General features: G+C 40.9%; 19 protein-coding genes. 9 read left to right on the top strand and 10 right to left on the bottom strand.

Features of this window, described 5'->3' with window-relative positions:
- Positions 1-183 precede the first annotated feature (183 nt).
- A complete protein-coding gene (locus AC4CU3_RS00540; RefSeq protein ID WP_114837417.1) occupies positions 184-606 on the top strand; it encodes a hypothetical protein in 423 nt (140 codons plus the stop codon).
- Between the two features lie 116 nt (positions 607-722).
- Here AC4CU3_RS00540 and AC4CU3_RS00535 read toward each other — a convergent pair whose 3' ends face one another.
- Positions 723-1316, bottom strand: a complete 594-nt coding sequence (locus AC4CU3_RS00535) for a Maf family protein (RefSeq protein WP_490737899.1) — start codon at positions 1314-1316, stop codon at positions 723-725.
- Positions 1313-1699, bottom strand: a complete 387-nt coding sequence (locus tag AC4CU3_RS00530) for a DUF2237 family protein (protein WP_004984725.1) — start codon at positions 1697-1699, stop codon at positions 1313-1315. Before AC4CU3_RS00530 ends, AC4CU3_RS00535 begins: the two co-directional genes overlap by 4 nt.
- 139 nt (positions 1700-1838) lie before the next feature.
- Between AC4CU3_RS00530 and AC4CU3_RS00525 the strand changes: the two genes are divergently transcribed.
- From AC4CU3_RS00525 to AC4CU3_RS00510, 4 genes are all read left to right on the top strand, one after another.
- Entirely contained in the window at positions 1839-3029 is a 1191-nt protein-coding gene (locus AC4CU3_RS00525; RefSeq protein ID WP_058869696.1) for a phosphoglycerate kinase, read from the top strand.
- A 149-nt stretch (positions 3030-3178) separates the two neighbouring features.
- Positions 3179-3454: a hypothetical protein gene (locus tag AC4CU3_RS00520; protein WP_004696954.1), complete on the top strand. Its 276-nt coding sequence runs from the start codon at positions 3179-3181 to the stop codon at positions 3452-3454.
- A gap of 121 nt (positions 3455-3575) precedes the next feature.
- On the top strand, positions 3576-4613 hold the full coding sequence (gene fba, locus AC4CU3_RS00515) for a class II fructose-bisphosphate aldolase (RefSeq protein ID WP_004696956.1): 1038 nt from the start codon (positions 3576-3578) through the stop codon (positions 4611-4613).
- A gap of 93 nt (positions 4614-4706) precedes the next feature.
- Complete coding sequence (locus tag AC4CU3_RS00510) at positions 4707-5564, top strand: DMT family transporter (RefSeq protein WP_005401200.1); 858 nt, start codon at positions 4707-4709, stop codon at positions 5562-5564.
- A gap of 293 nt (positions 5565-5857) precedes the next feature.
- Here the strand turns inward: AC4CU3_RS00510 and nfsB are convergent, their stop codons facing one another.
- Positions 5858-6511, bottom strand: a complete 654-nt coding sequence (nfsB, locus tag AC4CU3_RS00505) for an oxygen-insensitive NAD(P)H nitroreductase (RefSeq protein ID WP_005401202.1) — start codon at positions 6509-6511, stop codon at positions 5858-5860.
- Positions 6512-7116: 605 nt separating this feature from the next.
- Here nfsB and AC4CU3_RS00500 point away from each other — a divergent pair.
- Positions 7117-7344, top strand: a complete 228-nt coding sequence (locus AC4CU3_RS00500) for a hypothetical protein (RefSeq protein ID WP_004696967.1) — start codon at positions 7117-7119, stop codon at positions 7342-7344.
- A gap of 62 nt (positions 7345-7406) precedes the next feature.
- Here AC4CU3_RS00500 and AC4CU3_RS00495 read toward each other — a convergent pair whose 3' ends face one another.
- Together AC4CU3_RS00495 and AC4CU3_RS00490 are read right to left on the bottom strand one after the other, a co-directional pair.
- The gene (locus tag AC4CU3_RS00495; RefSeq protein ID WP_490737898.1) at positions 7407-8126 is read right to left on the bottom strand and encodes a UDP-2,3-diacylglucosamine diphosphatase; all 720 of its coding nucleotides are present in this window, start codon (positions 8124-8126) and stop codon (positions 7407-7409) included.
- Positions 8127-8244: 118 nt separating this feature from the next.
- Complete coding sequence (locus AC4CU3_RS00490; protein WP_004696971.1) at positions 8245-8754, bottom strand: peptidylprolyl isomerase; 510 nt, start codon at positions 8752-8754, stop codon at positions 8245-8247.
- 235 nt (positions 8755-8989) lie between these two features.
- On the opposite strand from AC4CU3_RS00490, the gene AC4CU3_RS00485 reads away from it, so the two are divergent.
- The 3 genes from AC4CU3_RS00485 (at position 8990) to AC4CU3_RS00475 (ending at position 12281) form a co-directional block, all read left to right on the top strand.
- A complete protein-coding gene (locus AC4CU3_RS00485; RefSeq protein ID WP_490737897.1) occupies positions 8990-10708 on the top strand; it encodes a glutamine--tRNA ligase/YqeY domain fusion protein in 1719 nt (572 codons plus the stop codon).
- A gap of 80 nt (positions 10709-10788) precedes the next feature.
- Complete coding sequence (locus AC4CU3_RS00480) at positions 10789-11700, top strand: bestrophin family protein (RefSeq protein WP_005401205.1); 912 nt, start codon at positions 10789-10791, stop codon at positions 11698-11700.
- A 119-nt stretch (positions 11701-11819) separates the two neighbouring features.
- Complete coding sequence (locus tag AC4CU3_RS00475) at positions 11820-12281, top strand: SRPBCC domain-containing protein (RefSeq protein WP_004696977.1); 462 nt, start codon at positions 11820-11822, stop codon at positions 12279-12281.
- Here AC4CU3_RS00475 and AC4CU3_RS00470 read toward each other — a convergent pair.
- The 5 genes from AC4CU3_RS00470 to putA all read right to left on the bottom strand — a co-directional run bounded on the left by AC4CU3_RS00470 (position 12275) and on the right by putA (position 19044).
- Positions 12275-12814 carry a lecithin retinol acyltransferase family protein gene (locus AC4CU3_RS00470; protein ID WP_005401206.1) on the bottom strand — a complete coding sequence of 180 codons (540 nt, stop codon included), beginning with the start codon at positions 12812-12814 and terminating at the stop codon, positions 12275-12277. The two genes, AC4CU3_RS00475 and AC4CU3_RS00470, sit on opposite strands and share 7 nt — an antisense overlap.
- A 201-nt stretch (positions 12815-13015) precedes the next feature.
- Positions 13016-13264: a hypothetical protein gene (locus AC4CU3_RS00465; protein WP_004696981.1), complete on the bottom strand. Its 249-nt coding sequence runs from the start codon at positions 13262-13264 to the stop codon at positions 13016-13018.
- A 207-nt stretch (positions 13265-13471) separates the two neighbouring features.
- Positions 13472-13696: a hypothetical protein gene (locus AC4CU3_RS00460; RefSeq protein ID WP_004984703.1), complete on the bottom strand. Its 225-nt coding sequence runs from the start codon at positions 13694-13696 to the stop codon at positions 13472-13474.
- A gap of 242 nt (positions 13697-13938) precedes the next feature.
- The gene (gene trmA, locus AC4CU3_RS00455; protein WP_078426556.1) at positions 13939-15021 is read right to left on the bottom strand and encodes a tRNA (uridine(54)-C5)-methyltransferase TrmA; all 1083 of its coding nucleotides are present in this window, start codon (positions 15019-15021) and stop codon (positions 13939-13941) included.
- Between the two features lie 267 nt (positions 15022-15288).
- Entirely contained in the window at positions 15289-19044 is a 3756-nt protein-coding gene (gene putA / locus AC4CU3_RS00450) for a trifunctional transcriptional regulator/proline dehydrogenase/L-glutamate gamma-semialdehyde dehydrogenase (RefSeq protein ID WP_490737896.1), read from the bottom strand.
- Between the last annotated feature and the right edge of the window lie 40 nt (positions 19045-19084).

Raw genomic sequence — 19084 nt, 5'->3', positions numbered from 1 at the left:
TAAGCAAATTTAAAACAATATTGTGACTATTGTCTTATGATCGAAGGTCTATGTGCAAGTATCGTTAGATTTATTTAAATGCGCTTGGTTGATTTAAATAAATTAAGTTTGTCTCAGTCGCTATGATTGTAGGCATCAAAATTTTTACAGCATAATAGGTCTAAAATATAGTGAAGAAAAATAATGTTAAGTAAAGAAGATGCCGAGAAAATGGCGAATGAGATATTGCAAAAAGAAAGAGAGAAAAGTCAGTCCAAATTAGCGAAAAAATCATCCTCAATCGATAGGATATACGAAACAAAAGATTTGGCTAAGGTGCCGCAATATCAGCATATCTTACTTTTTAGACAGGCCAAAAGTCTCGCTGAAGATCATCCGCTATATAATAAAATGTGGTATGGCTATTTGGTATTGGCATTGTTATTTGTCAAATATCTCTTTAGACAGAGGGAAAGTGTGAGTAGCTTTGACCCTAATAATATTGGTCTATTTTCATTTCTTATTCTTTTTATGCTGATTACGCTGTACCGTAGTCTATTAATTCGAATGTATTTTAAACGACTCATTCAAGCTTATCTCTCAGTAAATTCGTCTAAAAATCTTTGAGCGATTGGTCATATATTAATATTTATGCTGTTGTTAAATTTAATGCTCAGAAACGAACAGCAACACCTGCTGCTGTTCAATTTATTGGGGAAGCATCTAAGAATACTTCTACAGAATTAAGGCACAAGTACTTTTAATTCACGCAGAATATTGCATAACTGAATCATAGGCATACCCATCAACGTGGTTTGATCTTGCCCCATCATTTGTTCAAATAAGCTGATACCAAGGCTTTCACACTTGAAGCTTCCTGCACACATCAGTGGCTGTTCAACTTCAACATAACGCTGGATTTCATGTAGGCCCAGTTTACGGAATTTGACTTTATAGTGTTCAACTAGACTACGTTCAAAGCCAGTTGAGTGTTGCTGCACGCTGAGTGCGGTACTAAAGTACACAATTTTATCCGAATTGGCTTGTAGTTGTTTAATGGCTTTTTCAGTACTCAATGGCTTACCAATAAAAATATCGGGTGCACCTTCACGCCATGCTACTTGATCTGAGCCAATCACGATTGCTTCAGGGTTCTGTGACGCAATGACGTGCGCTTTTTCATAAGCCAATCGTTTGGCTAAATCATCGGCATGGATTTCACCACGAGGCGATTCGTCTATATCAGGGACAACGCAGCGGTAGTCTAGACGTAAACGATTCATGAGGTCTTTACGAGTTTGACTGCTTGATGCCAAGATAATTTCTGAAGTATTCATTCGACAGCATATTCCATAAGCACATTTAGGGGTACGTAAGACAGTACAGCTTGATGGCAAGCTTGAACTTTAACAGGAGGCGCAAAACCGGCCTGATAAGCTTCTACCCAACGGGTCACACAGATACACCAAAAATCACCAGGTTGTAGACCTGGAAAGTCAACTTCAGGCACAGGGGTAATAAGATCATTACCCACTCGCTGAGAAAAATTTAAAAACTCAGAGGTCATTTCGACACAGATCGTGTGTTGTCCCAAATCGGAAGGTGCTGTATGACAAAAGCCATTACGGAAATATCCCGTGATCGGGGAATAACAACAGCTGGCTAAAGGTTCACCCAAAACGTTTAAACGGTTTAGATTTGGATCAGGATGAATAGACATAAATGCTAAATCTAGTGAGACTTTTCACTATGATAGCAAAACTTTGCCTTTCGTTTGCTTTTCTGCAAAAGAAGCTAACCTTTTTCTGCATAATCATTTAAAATCGACGCGATTTTTATATATAGAAAGAGAGCTCTACATGAATTTTCAGCGTATGACTGACCTCGATTTAACGGGTAAACGTGTTCTTATTCGCGAAGATTTAAACGTTCCTGTTAAAAATGGTGTGATTACAAGCGATGCACGTTTACGTGCCGCTTTACCAACAATTAAAGCAGCGTTAGCACAAGGCGCAGCCCTAATGGTTTATTCTCACCTTGGTCGTCCAGTTGAAGGTGAGCCAAAACCAGAACAATCACTAGCACCTGTTGCTGCGTATTTGACTGAAGCATTGGGTCAAGACGTTCAATTAGTGACGGACTACCTTGACGGTGTTGAAGTTGCAGCAGGTCAAGTGGTACTCCTTGAAAACTGTCGTTTTAACGCAGGTGAAAAGAAAAATAACCCAGAACTTGCTGCAAAATACGCAGCACTTTGTGATGTATTTGTGATGGATGCATTCGGCACAGCACACCGTGCAGAAGCATCAACTGAAGGCGTGGCACGTTTAGCGAAAGTTGCAGCTGCTGGTCCTTTATTGGCGGCTGAGTTAGATGCACTTGGTCGTGCATTACAAACACCTGAAAAACCAATGGTTGCGATTGTTGCAGGCTCTAAAGTATCGACTAAGTTAGATGTGTTGACATCACTTTCTGATATTTGTGATCAATTGATCGTGGGTGGAGGTATTGCCAATACGTTCTTGGCAGCAGCAGGCTTCAATGTTGGTAAATCATTGTGTGAAAATGATTTGATTGATACAGCAAAAGCAATTGCGGCAAAAGTTTCTGTACCGCTTCCAACGGATGTTGTAGTAGCTGATGCTTCTGAAATCGATTTTGCAGATTTCTTGGGTTCATTGGCTGCTGCTAAAGCAGTCGTGAAAAAAGTTGAAGATGTGACTGACAATGACATGATTTTGGATGTAGGTCCAGAAACAGCAAAAGCATTTGCAGACATTTTAAAAACGTCAAAAACGATTCTTTGGAATGGCCCAGTGGGCGTATTTGAGGTTGATCAATTTGGCGAAGGCACTAAAACATTATCTTTAGCAATTGCTGAATCTGCTGGCTTCTCTATTGCAGGTGGTGGTGACACTTTAGCTGCTATAGATAAATACGAAGTTGCTGACAAAATCGGTTATATCTCAACTGGTGGTGGTGCTTTCCTTGAGTTTGTCGAAGGTAAAACACTTCCAGCAGTTGCAGCGCTCATAGAGCGTGCACAATAATTATTGTGTGCTCATGCTGTTGTAAAAAGGTTGACTTCGGTCAACCTTTTTTTATGGGCTTAACAAATCTATTCATCATTCAGTCATGAAAATGAAATAATGCTGAAATAAACTATAGGGCATTAAATCATCTGTTCTAGGAAAACATTATGAATTTAAAAATGACCCTTGCTGCACTTTTGTTAGCACCATTGGCACTGACTGCTTGTAAGAAAAATGAAGCACCAGAGCAAACCGCTGCGGCATCTGAAACAGCAGCAGTTGAAGAAGCTGTAACGGCTGAACAACAAGCGGCAATTGATGCGATTGATCAGCCAGAGTTGGATGAAAAGAACAAAGACATTCCAGCTGAAGTTGCAAATGCACCAGCAGATGCTGCAACAGCGGATCCTGCGGTAGAGGCTTCGGCGGCTACAGCACACTAAATACACACGAATTTTGTAAAAAGTCCCTGCAATTGCGGGGATTTTTTTTAAATAGTGTTATTTGTTGCTGAATTGAAACCTTTGAGCATGTAGAATATGTCGCATCAACTGGGAGGACATTATGGCTCTTATTTCATTGCGCCAGCTCTTGGATCACGCCGGCGAACATGCTTACGGCGTACCAGCATTCAACGTAAACAACTTAGAACAAATGCGCGCAATCATGCTTGCAGCAGATGCGACAAATTCACCTGTTATCGTACAAGCATCAGCGGGTGCGCGTAAATATGCAGGTGCTCCATTCTTACGTCATCTTATTTTGGCTGCAATTGAAGAATGGCCACACATTCCAGTGGTAATGCATCAAGACCATGGTACAGATCCAGACGTTTGCCAACGTTCAATTCAATTGGGCTTCTCATCTGTGATGATGGATGGTTCATTGGGTGCAGACGGTAAAACACCAACAACGTATGAATACAACGTTGATGTAACACGTCGTACAGTACAAATGGCGCATGCATGCGGTGTTTCAGTTGAAGGTGAAATCGGTTGTTTAGGTAGCCTTGAAACTGGTCTGGCGGGTGAAGAAGATGGTGTGGGCGCAGAAGGCGTACTTGACCACTCTCAGCTTCTCACGTCAGTTGAAGAAGCGCGCCAGTTTGTTGCAGATACCAATGTGGATGCACTTGCAATTGCAGTGGGTACTTCTCACGGTGCGTACAAATTTACGCGTCCACCTACAGGCGATATTTTGGCGATTGATCGTATTAAAGAAATTCATGCGGCGCTTCCAAATACCCACCTTGTGATGCACGGTTCAAGCTCTGTTCCTCAAGAATGGTTAGCGATCATTAACCAGTACGGCGGCGACATCAAAGAAACTTATGGTGTTCCTGTTGAGCAATTGGTTGAAGCAATCAAGCACGGTGTTCGTAAAATCAACATCGATACAGACTTGCGTTTAGCATCGACTGGTGCAATGCGTCGTATGATGGCTGAACAACCAAGTGAATTTGACCCTCGTAAATTCTTCGCGAAAACTGTAGACGCAATGAAACAAATTTGTGTTGACCGTTATGAAGCATTTGGTACAGCGGGCAATGCCGACAAGATTCGTCCAATTTCTTTAGAGAAAATGGTTGATCGTTATAAATAATTCTTTTTGAATAATTTATATTGGAAAAGCCCACCCTGATGTGGGCTTTTCTATGTGTGTTTATATTCGAGGCGACAATAATAAGAGTGTGCTATGGAACTGATATTTGCTGCGGCCTGTTGTAGTGTGGTGGTCTCCATTCTTTTAAAATGGGGTAAAAACAAAGGATTTGATCCGATCCAGATGATTAGCTGGAACTATGCTTCAGCCAGTTTACTGTGTTACTTCTGGTTTAAACCTGATCTAAGCCACGTTTCTATTTCAAATACTCCGTGGTGGCTGATTGTCGCGCTTGGTGTCTTGTTGCCGAGTGTATTTTTATTTTTAGCTAAATCTTTACAATATGCAGGCATTGTCAAAACAGAAATCGCACAGCGTTTGTCTGTGATTTTATCTTTATTGGCGGCTTATTTTATTTTTCAAGAACAGTTTAATCAGCTCAAAATTGTCGGGGTAGTCTTGGGGCTTGCCGCCGTGATGTGCATTTTATTTACCAATGCCTCTGGTGGTGGAGAGGGTCAAAAACAGGCTGTGTGGTATTTAGCACTAATCTGGTTTGGTTATGCGCTGATTGATGTCTTACTCAAATATACAACAGGGCTGGGTGTGCAGTTTTCCGTTGCGTTAAACCTGATGTTTATTTGTGCGTTTTTATTGTCAGTCGGTTATGTTGCTGTGACCACGAAAAATATCGGCTTAACCAAGAACGTCATGGCAGGTTTATGTCTTGGCGTGTTGAACTTTGCCAATATCGCACTGTATGTCAAAGCTCATCTGCTACTTAAGGACAGCCCTGCGATGGTCTTTGCGGGTATGAATATTATGGTGGTGCTGCTAGGTGTATTCAGTGGGCTGCTTTTCTTTAAAGAGAAGCTCAAACTCCCAACAGTCATCGGATTGGTGTTGGGTATCACAAGCGTGGCTTGTTTAGCTTACGCAATGTCTGTTTAAAATAGTTCTGCACAAAGGAAAAAGGGTGTTTGAGCAGATCTTCAATTACTGCAATTCCTAATAACAGCCCTGGTTGCTCACAACTGGGGCAATCGGGATAGTGAGGGCGCATGATATGTTGATACTGACCTAAATAGATTTTATTACAGTGTGCACATTCAAATTCCATCGGCATATTGGGCTTAACAGACATCAGCAACCTCACTATTTTTGTTTTGACATTAAACATGATAATGCAATTTTCAGGCCCAAAATATAAAAGGGACTAAAGTCCCTTTTATATACAAATAGCATTACAGCTGCGTGAAAATATCTTCTTTGCTTAAACGAGACTTTGGCAATTTTGCATTAAAGTCGGCATCACTACGATAGCCTAGTGTAAGCAATACAGAAGGGATTAGACCTTGTTCGGCTAAACCCAGCTCTTCACTAATAATGGATTCATCAAAACCACCAATTGGTGTCGCATCAATTTTTTCAATACCAGCAGCCAATAGAATTTGACCTAAAGCAATAAAGGTTTGGTTCTCAGCCCAACGCTGCACATCACCTTTTTTATTGCGGTAATAGTTGACATAACCTGAACGGCTGTCTTTTTGGCCCTGCTTAGTTGCCTCATCTTTAAAACGACCATGTAGGTCATCTTGATGCAATAAATTTTCCAAATGTTGCTCAGAAATATCGGCTTTGGTGCAAAATAAAATCGTATGTGATGAATCTAGCACTTTGGGTGCATTGTATGAGTATTTACCTACTAGTGCTTTTGCAATCCGCTCTTTGGCGTTTGTGTTTTCTGCAATGAAGAAGTGCCAAGGCTGGATATTGATAGACGATGGCGTTAAGCGGAGAATTTCTAATAATCGAGTAAACTGTTCATGAGGGATCTTTCTATTTGGGTCATAAGCTTTGGTGGTATAACGACTTTTTGAAATATTTAGCAGATCCATAATCACACTCAATTTATTGTTGATGTCTCATTCTAACCGATGAAAGGAGACTTGTGATCACGTTACAATCCGAACAGACTTAGATTTTAGTTGAATATGTGTACCAGCGGAATACGCATTTAAGCGCCTGTGATGATAGCTATAAATAGATCTAGCCCTAAGTAATAGGATGACATGACATGACATGACATGACATGGTTTTGGCACTTTTGTGAGGATGTATTTAATTAGTATATAGGTCAGGATGTCTATGCATGCTTTCAAAGTGCGGATAGCTCAACACAAAATAGAAGAACAAGTCCTAGTATTTGGTGGTGGTGAATAAAGTATTTACATGAAAAGTTTTTTATTTCAAACAGATAAAATAATAAAAAAGTCATACTATTAAAAAATGGGCTACTTTTGCTTAAATCTTGACAACCTAGTATAATGCAGACTACGAGTAGGTATTGTTCCTGCTTTTCTATGATATAGCTGATTGTGATCTATCTGAGTTCAAGCATATGACTTGAATATCATCATTGTAACTACAGAATTATTATTCAAAACCCGTTTTATTAATCTCTTTGTTCCATCACAAAAAGCTCACTTAGTGAGTTAAAATTTTGACAACTTTAAATACATGGCGTGTTGCTACAGCCGTAAATGGTAGTGAAATCAATGTAAAATTGGTGCCACTTAAACGTCAACAAAATACAAATCACGGTTTAATTTGGGTTGAAGTGGGGCATATGATTCAACTTGAATCTGGCGAAACTCTTCCAATGAACTTAGATGGTTTGAGCTTTTATACCGGTGTTAATCAATTGTATCGTCTAAATGAGTTGAACTAAGGCGATAAGTACTTGAGTTAAGCATTATGTGTAATATTGATTGGTATAGTCAAAAAATGGCATTAATACTGCCATTTTTTTAATACCAAATTTTGTAGATGATCATTCGCATTAATTTCTAAAATCTGAGCGGAATCTTCTTTCCAGTCACCAAGTACAATTCTCTTTTTCCCATCGACATCATGAATATTTGCGCGGTGGGTATGTCCGTGAACTAGTAAATCAACATTGCTTAATGCTGCTTGAACAGCATCTTGATTCACATCCATGACTTCATAGCTTTTAAACTGTTGCGCTTGACGGCTTTTTTTACGAAACCCATTGGCCAATTTTTGTCTAAAGCCAAGCGGCGTACTTTTTAGAAACTTCAGCAGAAGTGGATTACGAATAATTTTACGAAAGCGCTGATAGGATACGTCGTCCGTGCAAAGTAGATCACCGTGTTCAATACGAATGGTGTGATCTGAAAGATTGAGTGTGCATACTTCGGCTAACAGTTGACCATTAAATTGGTCGAGGAACTGTTGTCCTAGGGCAAAATCACGGTTACCTGCTAAGAAATAGATGTGATTGCCTGCATTTGAAAACTTTTTTAAGGCGCGAATGATTTCATCTAGCCAAGGGACTGTGTAGTCATCACCAATCCATGCATTGAACCAGTCGCCTAAAATATAGAGCTGGGTATTCTTGTTTTTATAAGCATCTAATAAATCTAAAAACCCCCGAACGAGTCGAGGGTGATCTGGTGACAAGTGTAAATCAGCGATAAACAAATAGGTCACGGAAGTTTCCTTTTAAAAATCCCTCCCGACCTCCCTTTAAAAAGGGAGGGTAATCTCATATTCGAATGAGAGTCTAGCTCCCTCCTTTATCAAAGGAGGGCTGGGGAGGATTTAAAAATTACTCAGAAATGATCTTAGCAGATTCAATCACAACGTTTTCTAGTGGAACGTCAGCGTGGTAGCCACGGTTGCCAGTACGAACGCCTTTAATTTCGTTTACTACGTCTAGACCTTCAGTTACTTTACCGAAAACTGCATAACCCCAACCTTGTGCATTTTTGCCAGAGTGGTTAAGGAAAGAGTTGTTACCCACGTTAATAAAGAACTGCGCAGATGCAGAGTGAGGTGCTTGTGTACGCGCCATTGCAATTGTACCAAGGTCATTGGTTAAGCCGTTATCAGCTTCGTTTTCAATTGCATCACGTGTTGCTTTTTCTTTGAAGTTTTCATCCATACCACCACCTTGGATCATGAAGCCATCGATCACGCGGTGGAAAATTACGCCGTCATAGAAACCGTCACGTACGTATTCTAAGAAGTTAGCAACAGTAATTGGTGCTTTTTCGTTGTTAAGTTCAAGAACAATACGACCTTTATTGGTGTTTAATTCGACTTGAGGAAAACTCATTGTGTAATCTCCTAATCATGGACATCAAAGCCATGGGTTTTTTGGTTGTGAGAAGCATAAGCAAACTGTAAACTACAAGGCAAGTAAAAACGTTATTTTCTTTGTAAAATAGATCAAATATCGTTTAAGGGGCTGTAAAATATTCATAAATCGACTGATAGATCAGTTAGAATTATGCTCGTATAGCAGGACCCTATTTTTCCTTAATTTTTTTCATCAAAGTGATTTTTAAACTATGAAGCCGAATGATGTTGTTTCAACACTGCCAAATAACCCGACACCAAGTAACAATGCCTCTGTCGCAGCGCAGCAAGAACAACAGCCAGGCTTAGACTTTATTCGCCAAGTGATTACCGATGATTTGGCTGAAGGTCGTACGCAAAAAGTAGTCACGCGTTTCCCGCCAGAGCCGAATGGTTATTTACATATTGGTCACGTGAAAGCGATTTGCTTAAACTTTGGTATTGCCAACGAGTTTGATGGTTTTTGCAACCTACGTTTTGATGACACCAACCCAGATGCTGAAGAACAAGAATATGTAGATGGGATCGCCAATGACGTTAAATGGTTAGGTTTTGAGTGGAATGGCGAACCGCGCTATGCATCAAGCTATTTCGATCAACTCCATGCATGGGCGATTCAACTGATTAAACAGGGTGATGCTTATGTTGATTTGCAGTCGCCTGAAGAAATTCGTTTGAACCGTGGTAACTTTATTGAGCCAGGTAAAAACTCGCCTTACCGCGATACTTCAGTTGAAGAAAACCTTGCACGTTTTGAAAAAATGAACAATGGCGAGTTTGCAGAAGGTGAAGCTGTTCTGCGTGCCAAGATTGATATGGCATCTCCAAATGTGCATATGCGTGACCCTATTTTGTACCGTGTACTCCATTCAGAGCATCACCAAACAGGTGATAAATGGAAAATGTACCCAATGTACGACTATGCACATCCATTATCCGATGCAATTGAAGGCATTACTCACTCATTATGTACTTTGGAATTCCAAGACCACCGTCCGTTTTATGACTGGGTGGTTGAGAAAGTTCACTCGGAAGCAGTACCACGTCAGTATGAGTCTAGCCGTTTAAATATTGACTACACCATTACCTCTAAGCGTAAATTACGTAAATTGGTTGAAGGTGGTTATGTCAATGGATGGGATGACCCACGTATGCCAACCGTTGTAGGTATGCGTCGTCGTGGTTTTACCCCAGAAGGCCTACGTGACTTCTGTAAGCGTGTTGGTGTGTCGAAGTCAGATGGTATTGTTGATGTTGCAATGCTTGAATACTGCATCCGTCAGTCTTTGGAAAATACAGCTGCTCGTGGTATGGCAGTATTGAATCCACTCAAAGTCACACTCACAAATTTGCCTAACGATATAGATTTAACTCATTCACGTCATCCAAATGTAGACATGGGTGAGCGTGTAATTCCGTTAACCTCTGAAATTTACATTGACCGTAAAGACTTTGAAGAAGAACCACCAAAAGGCTTCAAGCGTTTAATTCCGGGTGGTGAAGTTCGTCTACGTCATGCTTATGTCATTAAGTGTGATGAAGTGATTAAAGATGAAAACGGTAAAGTGGTTGAGTTGAAATGTTCAATCGACCCTGAAACTTTGGGCAAAAATCCAGAAGGTCGTAAAGTTAAAGGGGTGATTCACTGGGTATCTGCGACTAAAGGCATTCCTGCTGAAGTGCGTATTTATGATCGCCTGTTTACAGAGTCGGACCCTGAAGTGGGCGATGATTTCTTAGCGAACTTGAATCCTGATTCATTGAAAATTGTAAACGCGGTGATTGAGCCTGCATTGGCGCAAGCACAGCCTGAAGACCGTTTCCAATTTGAGCGTGAAGGTTATTTTGTTGCAGATCAATACGACCATACAGCAGAGAAACCTGTGTTTAACCGTATTTTAGACTTAAAAGACAGCTTTAAGCCTAAATAAGCGCTGTTTGCTTGATTTGGATAGATATAAGGCTCAACTTCGGTTGAGCCTTTTCGTAGCGAAACCAATAGGAATATACTGTGATCGTTCGAGATAAAACCAATAGCTTTGCATTACTCTTTGCTTGGCGTGGCACCATTTTGCCGAAAGTGTTTCCGGCACTGATGGTCGGTGTTTTAATTTCAACTCTTTTGGTTTATCTAGCGACTCAACATTACGTGACAGCTCCTGCAGTGCCTGTCATTGGGTTTACTGTATTTGGTGTGATTCTTTCGATTTTCTTAAGCTTTCGAAATACAGCGTGTTATGACCGCTGGTGGGAAGGGCGTAAGCTATGGGGCGCAATGATTGCCAACGCACGGCATATGATTCGTGATAGTTATGTCTTAAATGATGCAGAGCGTACAGTTTTGATGTATCGCGTGATGTTATTTAGTCATTTGCTTCGAGATCGTTTACGGCAGCAAAGTCATACCTATGACCACTATCAAGCCAAAGTACAACTGACAGTAGAGCAGTGGGAGGTATTGGCTACGCATATTAATCCACCGCAATATCTATTAGAGCTTACGCAGAAAGATCTGGCGGTGTTGTATAAGCGTGGTGAGATTAGCGATATTATTTACAGTATGCTGACTAAGCATATGGTGGCAATGGGAGATATTCACGCTGGTTGTGATCGTATTTCATCTACACCTCTGCCATTTTCTTATTCGGTTTTGTTACACCGTGCCGTGTACTCTTTCTGTCTCATTTTACCTTTTAGTTTAAGTTCCAGTCTTGGTTTTTGGTCACCGGTGATCGTGGCCTTAATTGCCTATCTCTTATTGGGTTTAGATGCGCTAAGTGCAGAGTTAGAAGAACCCTTCGGGCTTCAGGAGAATGACTTGCCTTTAGATGCTATTGTGCGAGGCATAGAGCGTGAAATGCTGAGTTCTTTAAATGAGTCCTTGCCAGAACCAGTGAGTGCGCATAGAGCCAATTTAAGTTAAAGCAGTGAACAAATCCATAACAGAAAATGAGTGGATTGCCTGAGCCATAACAAATTTTCGATATGATTGGTTTGTTGAGATGTGCTATCACTAAGTTTAAAAGTGATAGGGATATAACAATGACTACCGTGATCGAAACTCAGATGTTGATTCGGCGTTCTGTCAATATTGTGTTTAACGCTTTTGTTGATCCACTTATAACCACCAAGTTTTGGTTTAGTCAGTCTTCAGGCTATTTAGAAAAAGGTGCAATGGTCGATTGGACATGGGATAAATACCAAATTACGCACTCGACGCATGTCCTACAAGTCGTTGAAAATGAGCTGATCTGCATCGAATGGGGCACGCCTAAAACTAAAGTGGATTTTGTATTTGAAAAAATCGACAGCATGAATACCTATGTGATCATTCGAAACTATGATATTGAGTTACAGGGTAATGAGTTGATTCATTATGTGATGGATGCAACAGGTGGCTTTACTACAGTGCTAGATGGTGCCAAGGCATGGCTTGAATACGATATCCAGCTCAACTTGGTGGAAGATAAATTCCCGCCTTTTCAGTTACGTTCACATCAGTGATCTTTTTTAGAGCGTTCCTCTTTAAACTCAAAATAGTTGCCAAGCTGTTGTTTGGCCTTATCACGTAATTTCTTTTTGATATAAAGCACCAAGGCAAAACAGGTGGTGGTGAGCGTTAACATTAGGCTGTTCATGAAACTCATCATTGAGCTTACATAGCCAATGGTGGTGAGCCGGTTCATCATTTTGATGACTTGGGGGCTACTTTCAATGCCTGTAATGGCCCACGTACACAAGTGTTCACAGTTATTGATAATAAGATGGTAGTTGTTTTCATGCATGCGTGAGCGCATACGGCGAACCACTTTACGGCCTTTATATTTGGGGTCTTGGTACTGATTCACTGTAATTTTGCGTCCGTGGCTAAAGTTCTCGATGGAGGTGATTTCAATCGGATGCTTTTTAAAAAGATGCGCAAAACCTGAATAATGAATCACACGTCCACGCCCAGCATATATGCCGTGATGCGTATAGCCAAAATGTTTGACTATAAGATGAGCCCCCAAGGGGTAGTGGACTTTTTGTTGTTGCATGCCTAATACGTGCTAATTCATTACAGTTGTCTTTTATCTGTATTTTAAAGCTTCTGCTGGGAATTAGCGACTGTTTAGTGGGTTTCGGTTATTTGAGTTTACGATGATAGAAATAAAAGAGACCGATTGGAAAGGAGTATCTAGCTTTTGTGATCGCATTAAAAAAGGATGCAAGCATCTTCTTTTAAGATGAAGTAGTGTTTATTGATCCACTAGACCTAAAAGTGAATTTTGGGTACTGCACATGCGTGTTGCTTCTTCAGTGTTCATCGCTTTCACGTCTTCTTCAAATTTCTTTTTTTGTTCTTTGAGTTGTTCTTCAGGCAAACCCATCTGCTCGGCAAGTTTTTCCATTTTTTCCCAAGACTCAACACAAGCTTTCGGCATCTTGCTACATGCTGTTAAAGATAAAAGGGTAATACATGTGCTGATTATGAGTAGTTTTTTCATTACTTAACCTTTTAATTTCAAAAATTATTGATTTTTATATTGAGCCTGTAAGGTAACAAAAAATTCAGGCTTTGTATAATATTTAAACGTGCAAAGTGTGCTGTGCTTCATATATCTTGGTTTTTTATAAGGCGAATGATTTACAGACATTAAAAAAGGCACTTAGATCAATCTAAATGCCTTTTTGATGAATATTCAGTGACTCTACTACTGTAGAGGTCGATGCTGAAGTTCATTTAACTCCTTACGGCCATAGCCACGAGAAGCTAATACTTTTTTAATCCCAACAATCACGTCTTCATCGGTCGCTGTTTTAAGCTTTTCGATGAGCTGTTCATTGGTTTTACAAGAGCAGTCATTTTCAACACAAGCAATTTGATTTTTATGCTCGTTTTGCTGTTCATTCGAAAACAGCTTTTGCCAAAAACTCATATAGACTTCATTTACAACCTAACATAGGGTGAAATATAACCAATCTGTAAAATAATGCAAGTCAGCGTGAGAGATAAAAGCAGCGATCGATGTCGAAAAATTCCGATTATAGCGCAAGGTATTAACGTTATTATGACAGTTGAAATACTTGCATTTTATATAAGCTTATCTTTTTTCATGAAAATTAAAAAAGAAGCTCATTCGAGCTTCTTTTTTATACGGTTTAAGTTGCAACAAATTGTTTAAATTTTTTCCAGCAAAACCCCAGATTCAACATGGTGGGTATAGGGGAATTGGTCAAACAGCGCAAACTGTGAAATTTTATGGGTTTGGCTGAGTGTTTTTAAGTTGTCATGCAAGGTGTCAGGATTACACGAAATATAGATGATCCGTTCAAAACGCTGAATCAATTTCAAGGTTTCATCATCAATACCCGCACGCGGTGGGTCAACAAACACGGTATCGAACTCATAGCTGCTCATATCAATATTTGCTTCTTGTAAGCGACGGAATTCGCGTTCGCCGTTATAGGCTTGTGTGAAGTCTTCTGCCGATAAACGCGCGACTTGAATATTATCGATGTGGTTTTGTTCGATGTTCCACTGTGCTGCATACACTGAAGACTTAGCCAGCTCAGTGGCTAAAACACGGTTAAAACGGGTGGAAAGCGGTAGGGTGAAGTTACCATTGCCACAGTAAAGTTCTAACAAATCTTTATTTGATTGCTGTGCAGCATTGCAGGCCCATTTGAGCATTTTTTGGCAGACTTGCGCATTGGGCTGCGTAAAGCTGCTTTCAATTTGTTTGTACTGATATTTACGCTCAAAAACTTGTAGTTCTTCCACCACAAATTCATCGGTGAGTACCACTTTTTGACCACGGCTACGGCCAATCAACTTAATATTTAATTTTTCTGAAAGTTGTTTGGCTAAAACCTGCCATTGTTCATCGAGTGGACAGCGATAAATCAGTGAAACCAGCATTTGACCTTTTAAGGTCGCTAAGAAATGCACTTCAAATAAGCGTTTTGAGAGGAGATCATTGCTTTTTAATTCTGCCAATAAAACAGGCATGAGTTGATTAATACTGGCATCAGCGATTGGGAAGTCATCAATACGAATGACTTTTTTCTGATTGTCTTCATCGCGTTCAAACATGGCATAAAACATATCATCTTCGGTATGCCAAATACGGAATTCTGCACGCATGCGAAAGTTTTTTTCAGGAGATTGAAAAACTTCAAGCGAAGGTGGAGTGAATTCAGCAAATTGAGCTGTAATTCGTTCAATTTTGGCGTCAAGTTGTTGTTGATAAGAAGAAGTCATATGCAGTAAAAATCGCAAACATATAGAAAAAAGAGATGGTAACAAAGTTTGCTGAATTAGCCTAAAGATATTCAGCAAAAGCGTGGGGTTTATTCATGCTACAGATGGTTTGATACTTTGCTATATCGGAAATTTTTGAGTAGATTAAGTCAAACCGAGTCGCATAAAAAATGCCAAGTAAACAGACCAGGAGATGTTGACTTGGCAATAGAGGAAACATAGTAATAAACCTGCAGTCCCGATGAGGACTACAGGTTTAAATTGGGCTTAGTTCAAAGTCATGAGACTTGCATTACCACCAGCAGCTGCAGTGTTAACACTAATAGCGCGCTCAATCACAAAACGTTCTAAAGGAATGGCTGTTTGTGATGGGCTAAGATGAGTAATACCCACAATCGCACCTTGACGCTCAGCAATCTGCTGTTGCAACGCTAAAAGCTGCGCCGTTGTACCATGGTGCAATACCGCATCAAAAACATCAGTTTTGATGTCTTTGATAACATGGAAGGCTTGAGCCAATGCTTTAGGCATACTTGGCATGTGTTTTAACACAAAGCTGTTATCTGCAAGCACTGCTGGACGGCTACCAACTGCAAAAATCGCATTCAACTGTTGTAGTTGATCCGCTTCTTGTTCTGCTAATGACAACACTGCATGACGCGGAATCACCATGTATTGGTTGCTTTCACCAGTCGGACCTTGTAGCTCGTAATGATGGCCTGAACAGAAGTTCTCAATTTTTGCCAATTTCACTGCTGGGAAGGTTTTAGCTGCCCACTCAAGGAACAATGCAGAGTTGCTGAACTCAACCTGAGGGTTTAAATCAGCACCTGTAGCAAAAGGTTTATTCAACTTTTTCGCAGAACAGTTTTGCATTAGGCGATATAGATAAATTGGACCACCCGCTTTAGGGCCAGTGCCTGATAAACCTTCACCACCAAAAGGTTGTACACCGACAACTGCACCCACAATGTTGCGGTTGATGTAGAGGTTACCTACTTCAGCATGGGTCATTACAGTTTGAATGGTCTCATCAATACGGGTATGTAGACCCATCGTCAGGCCATAGCCTTTGCTGTTGATGTGCTCAAGTAACTGTTTGAGTGAACCTTGGTTAAAGCGAATCACGTGCAGCACAGGACCAAACACTTCGCGCTCTAAATCATTTAGATTTGGCAACTCAATTAGTGTTGGTGTAATGAACGTGCCTGCATTTATCTCAGTGTCTTGAGCATCATTACGCATCAACTGGTGTACGCGATGACCTTTTTGGCGCATTTTGTCGATGTGCTTTTGAATGTTTTCTTGCGCTTCAGCATCAATGACTGGACCAATATCTGTTTTAAGTAGATATGGGTTGCCCACTTGAAGTTGCTGCATTGCGCCTTTAAGCATTTGAATCACAGCATCGGCATTGTCTTCTTGTACACACAGTACGCGAAGAGCAGAACAACGTTGACCTGCGCTGTCATAAGCTGAACTGACGACATCAAGTACAACTTGTTCAGTCAATGCTGATGAGTCAACGATCATGGCATTTTGACCGCCTGTTTCAGCAATCAATGGAATGCTTTCACCATTTTTGCTTAGACGCTTCGCCACAGTTTTTTGCAAAATCTTAGCAACTTCAGTTGAACCTGTGAACATGATGCCTTGAACTTGCTCGGATGCACTGAGTTGTGCACCCACAGTTTCACCGCGACCCGGCATCAGCTGTACAGCCGCTTGAGGCACACCGGCTTGCCATAAGATCTGAATTGCTTGCGCTGCGATCAATGGCGTTTGTTCAGCTGGTTTAGCAATCACTGTATTACCTGCAACCAATGCAGCAGCGACTTGACCTGTGAAGATGGCCAATGGGAAGTTCCATGGACTAATGCATAGCATCGTGCCTAAAGGCTCAACTTCTGCGTTTGCATCTAGATCAATCATTTGCGTTGCATAGTAGCGTAAGAAATCTACAGCTTCACGAACTTCTGCAATGGCATTGGCATACGTTTTACCACTTTCACGGCAAAGTAAAACCATCAGTTCTTCTAAGCGAGCTTCCATTAAGTCAGCAGCGCGAAGTAGGTAACTCGCACGGGTGTCTTTAGCCGTACGTGCCCAAATGTCTTGAACAGCCTGGGCATTGTTTAATGCTTGCTCAACTTGTTCAGTTGTTGCTTCTTGTACATAACCGACAACATCTGAGTGACGTGCTGGGTTGATGATGCTTTGCGGAGCAACGGCGTCATTGGTCTGAATGTGTTCACCCATTGGGGCAGCAGACCATTGATGCTTAGCAAACTGTTGAGCTGTTTGGTTCAACTGAGCTAATGCAGAGTCATTTGCAAGGTCTAAACCTTTAGAATTTGCACGCAGTTGGCCATAAAGTTCAGCAGGAAGTGGAATCGAAAGGTGCTTTTGACCCACGATATTTTCACGTTTTGCACTGCTTAAAATGGTTTGAGTTGGGTTTTCAATCAAATCATCAATTGCGAGTGACTTGTCTGCAATACGGTTTACAAAAGAGGTGTTTGCACCATTTTCAAGTAAACGACGTACAAGATAAGCCAATAGTGTTTCATGGTTGCCCACAGGTGCATAAATACGGCAAGGTACACCTAGTTTTTTATCTAGTTTTTCGCCGACTACTTGTTCATACAGTGGCTCGCCCATGCCGTGTAAGCATTGGAACTCATACTGACCCACATAGTATTTCTCTGGGTTAGCCATTTCATAAATAGTTGCCAAGGTTTGCGCATTGTGTGTTGCAAACTGTGGGTAGATTTGTTCTGGTGCAGCCAATAATTTCTTCGCACAAGCGATATACGACAAGTCTGTATGTACTTTACGGGTAAATACAGGGTAGTCAGTCATCCCTTCAATTTGTGCTTTCTTAATTTCGCTGTCCCAGTACGCGCCTTTCACTAAACGGATCATTAAGCGCTTTTCGCTACGTTTAGCCAAGTCTACGATGTAGTCTACCACGTAGAAACAACGTTTTTGATACGCTTGGATAACGAAACCAATGCCTTTCCAGTCTTTGAGTTCTGGTTCAAAGCATAGACGTTCAAGCATTTCTAAAGAAATTTCTAAACGCTCAGATTCTTCAGCATCAATATTTAAACCGATGTTATAGCCGCGTGCTAATTTAGCAAGCGTAAAGACTTTACCGTACAACTCTTCATGCATACGTGCAACTTGCGCACGTTGGTAGCGAGGGTGTAGAGCAGATAATTTAATTGAAATACCCGGACCGTCGTAAACATCTTTGTCTTTTGACGCTTGACCAATGGCATGAATGGCATCGGTATAGTCTTTCATATAACGATCAGCATCATGATCGGTCAGTGCTGCTTCACCCAACATGTCGTATGAATAACGGAAGCCTTTTTCTTCAAGACGTTCAGCGTGTTGTAATGCTTCACCAATGGTTTCGCCAGTCACAAACTGTTCGCCCATCATACGCATAGCTACATCAACTGCTTTACGGATGATGCCACGACCACTACGTGCCAATAAGCCTGTTAAAGTGCCTGATAAGCTATTTTGCTTTGGCGTTTCCATCAGTTTGCCAGTCAACATGAGGCCCCATGCAGCCGCATTGACAAACATCAGGTTACTTTGACCAACGTGTTCTTTCCAGTTGCCTTGGTTGATTTTGTCTTTAATCAATAGGTCACGTGTCGCCATGTCTGGAATACGAAGCAATGCTTCAGCTAAACACATCAGCGCGATGCCTTCTTGAGAAGACAGTGCAAATTCTTGTAAGAGACCCTGTACAATACCTGCTTTACCGCTGCCGCTTTTACGTTCACGTAAAGTATGAGCCAAATCAAAAGCAAGTTCATGAATGCGTTGATTCATCTCGTCAGAGATTTTGCTGTGGTCTAATAAGTTTTGAACACAGTCAGTTTCGGCACGTCGCCAAGCGGTATTGATTTCAACTTCAAGCTCACTTTTTTCTTTGAATTCGGTAATATATTCAAATTGAGTTTGAGCGTCGTTGAAATGCGTATTGCTTTCCATCATATTCATGCCTACATCCTGTGCATACAATAATGTGTTGAGAGATCTA

It is taken from the genome of Acinetobacter sp. 802_lipA (genome assembly GCF_058242885.1).
This window is presented reverse-complemented; position numbering and strand designations above follow the sequence as displayed.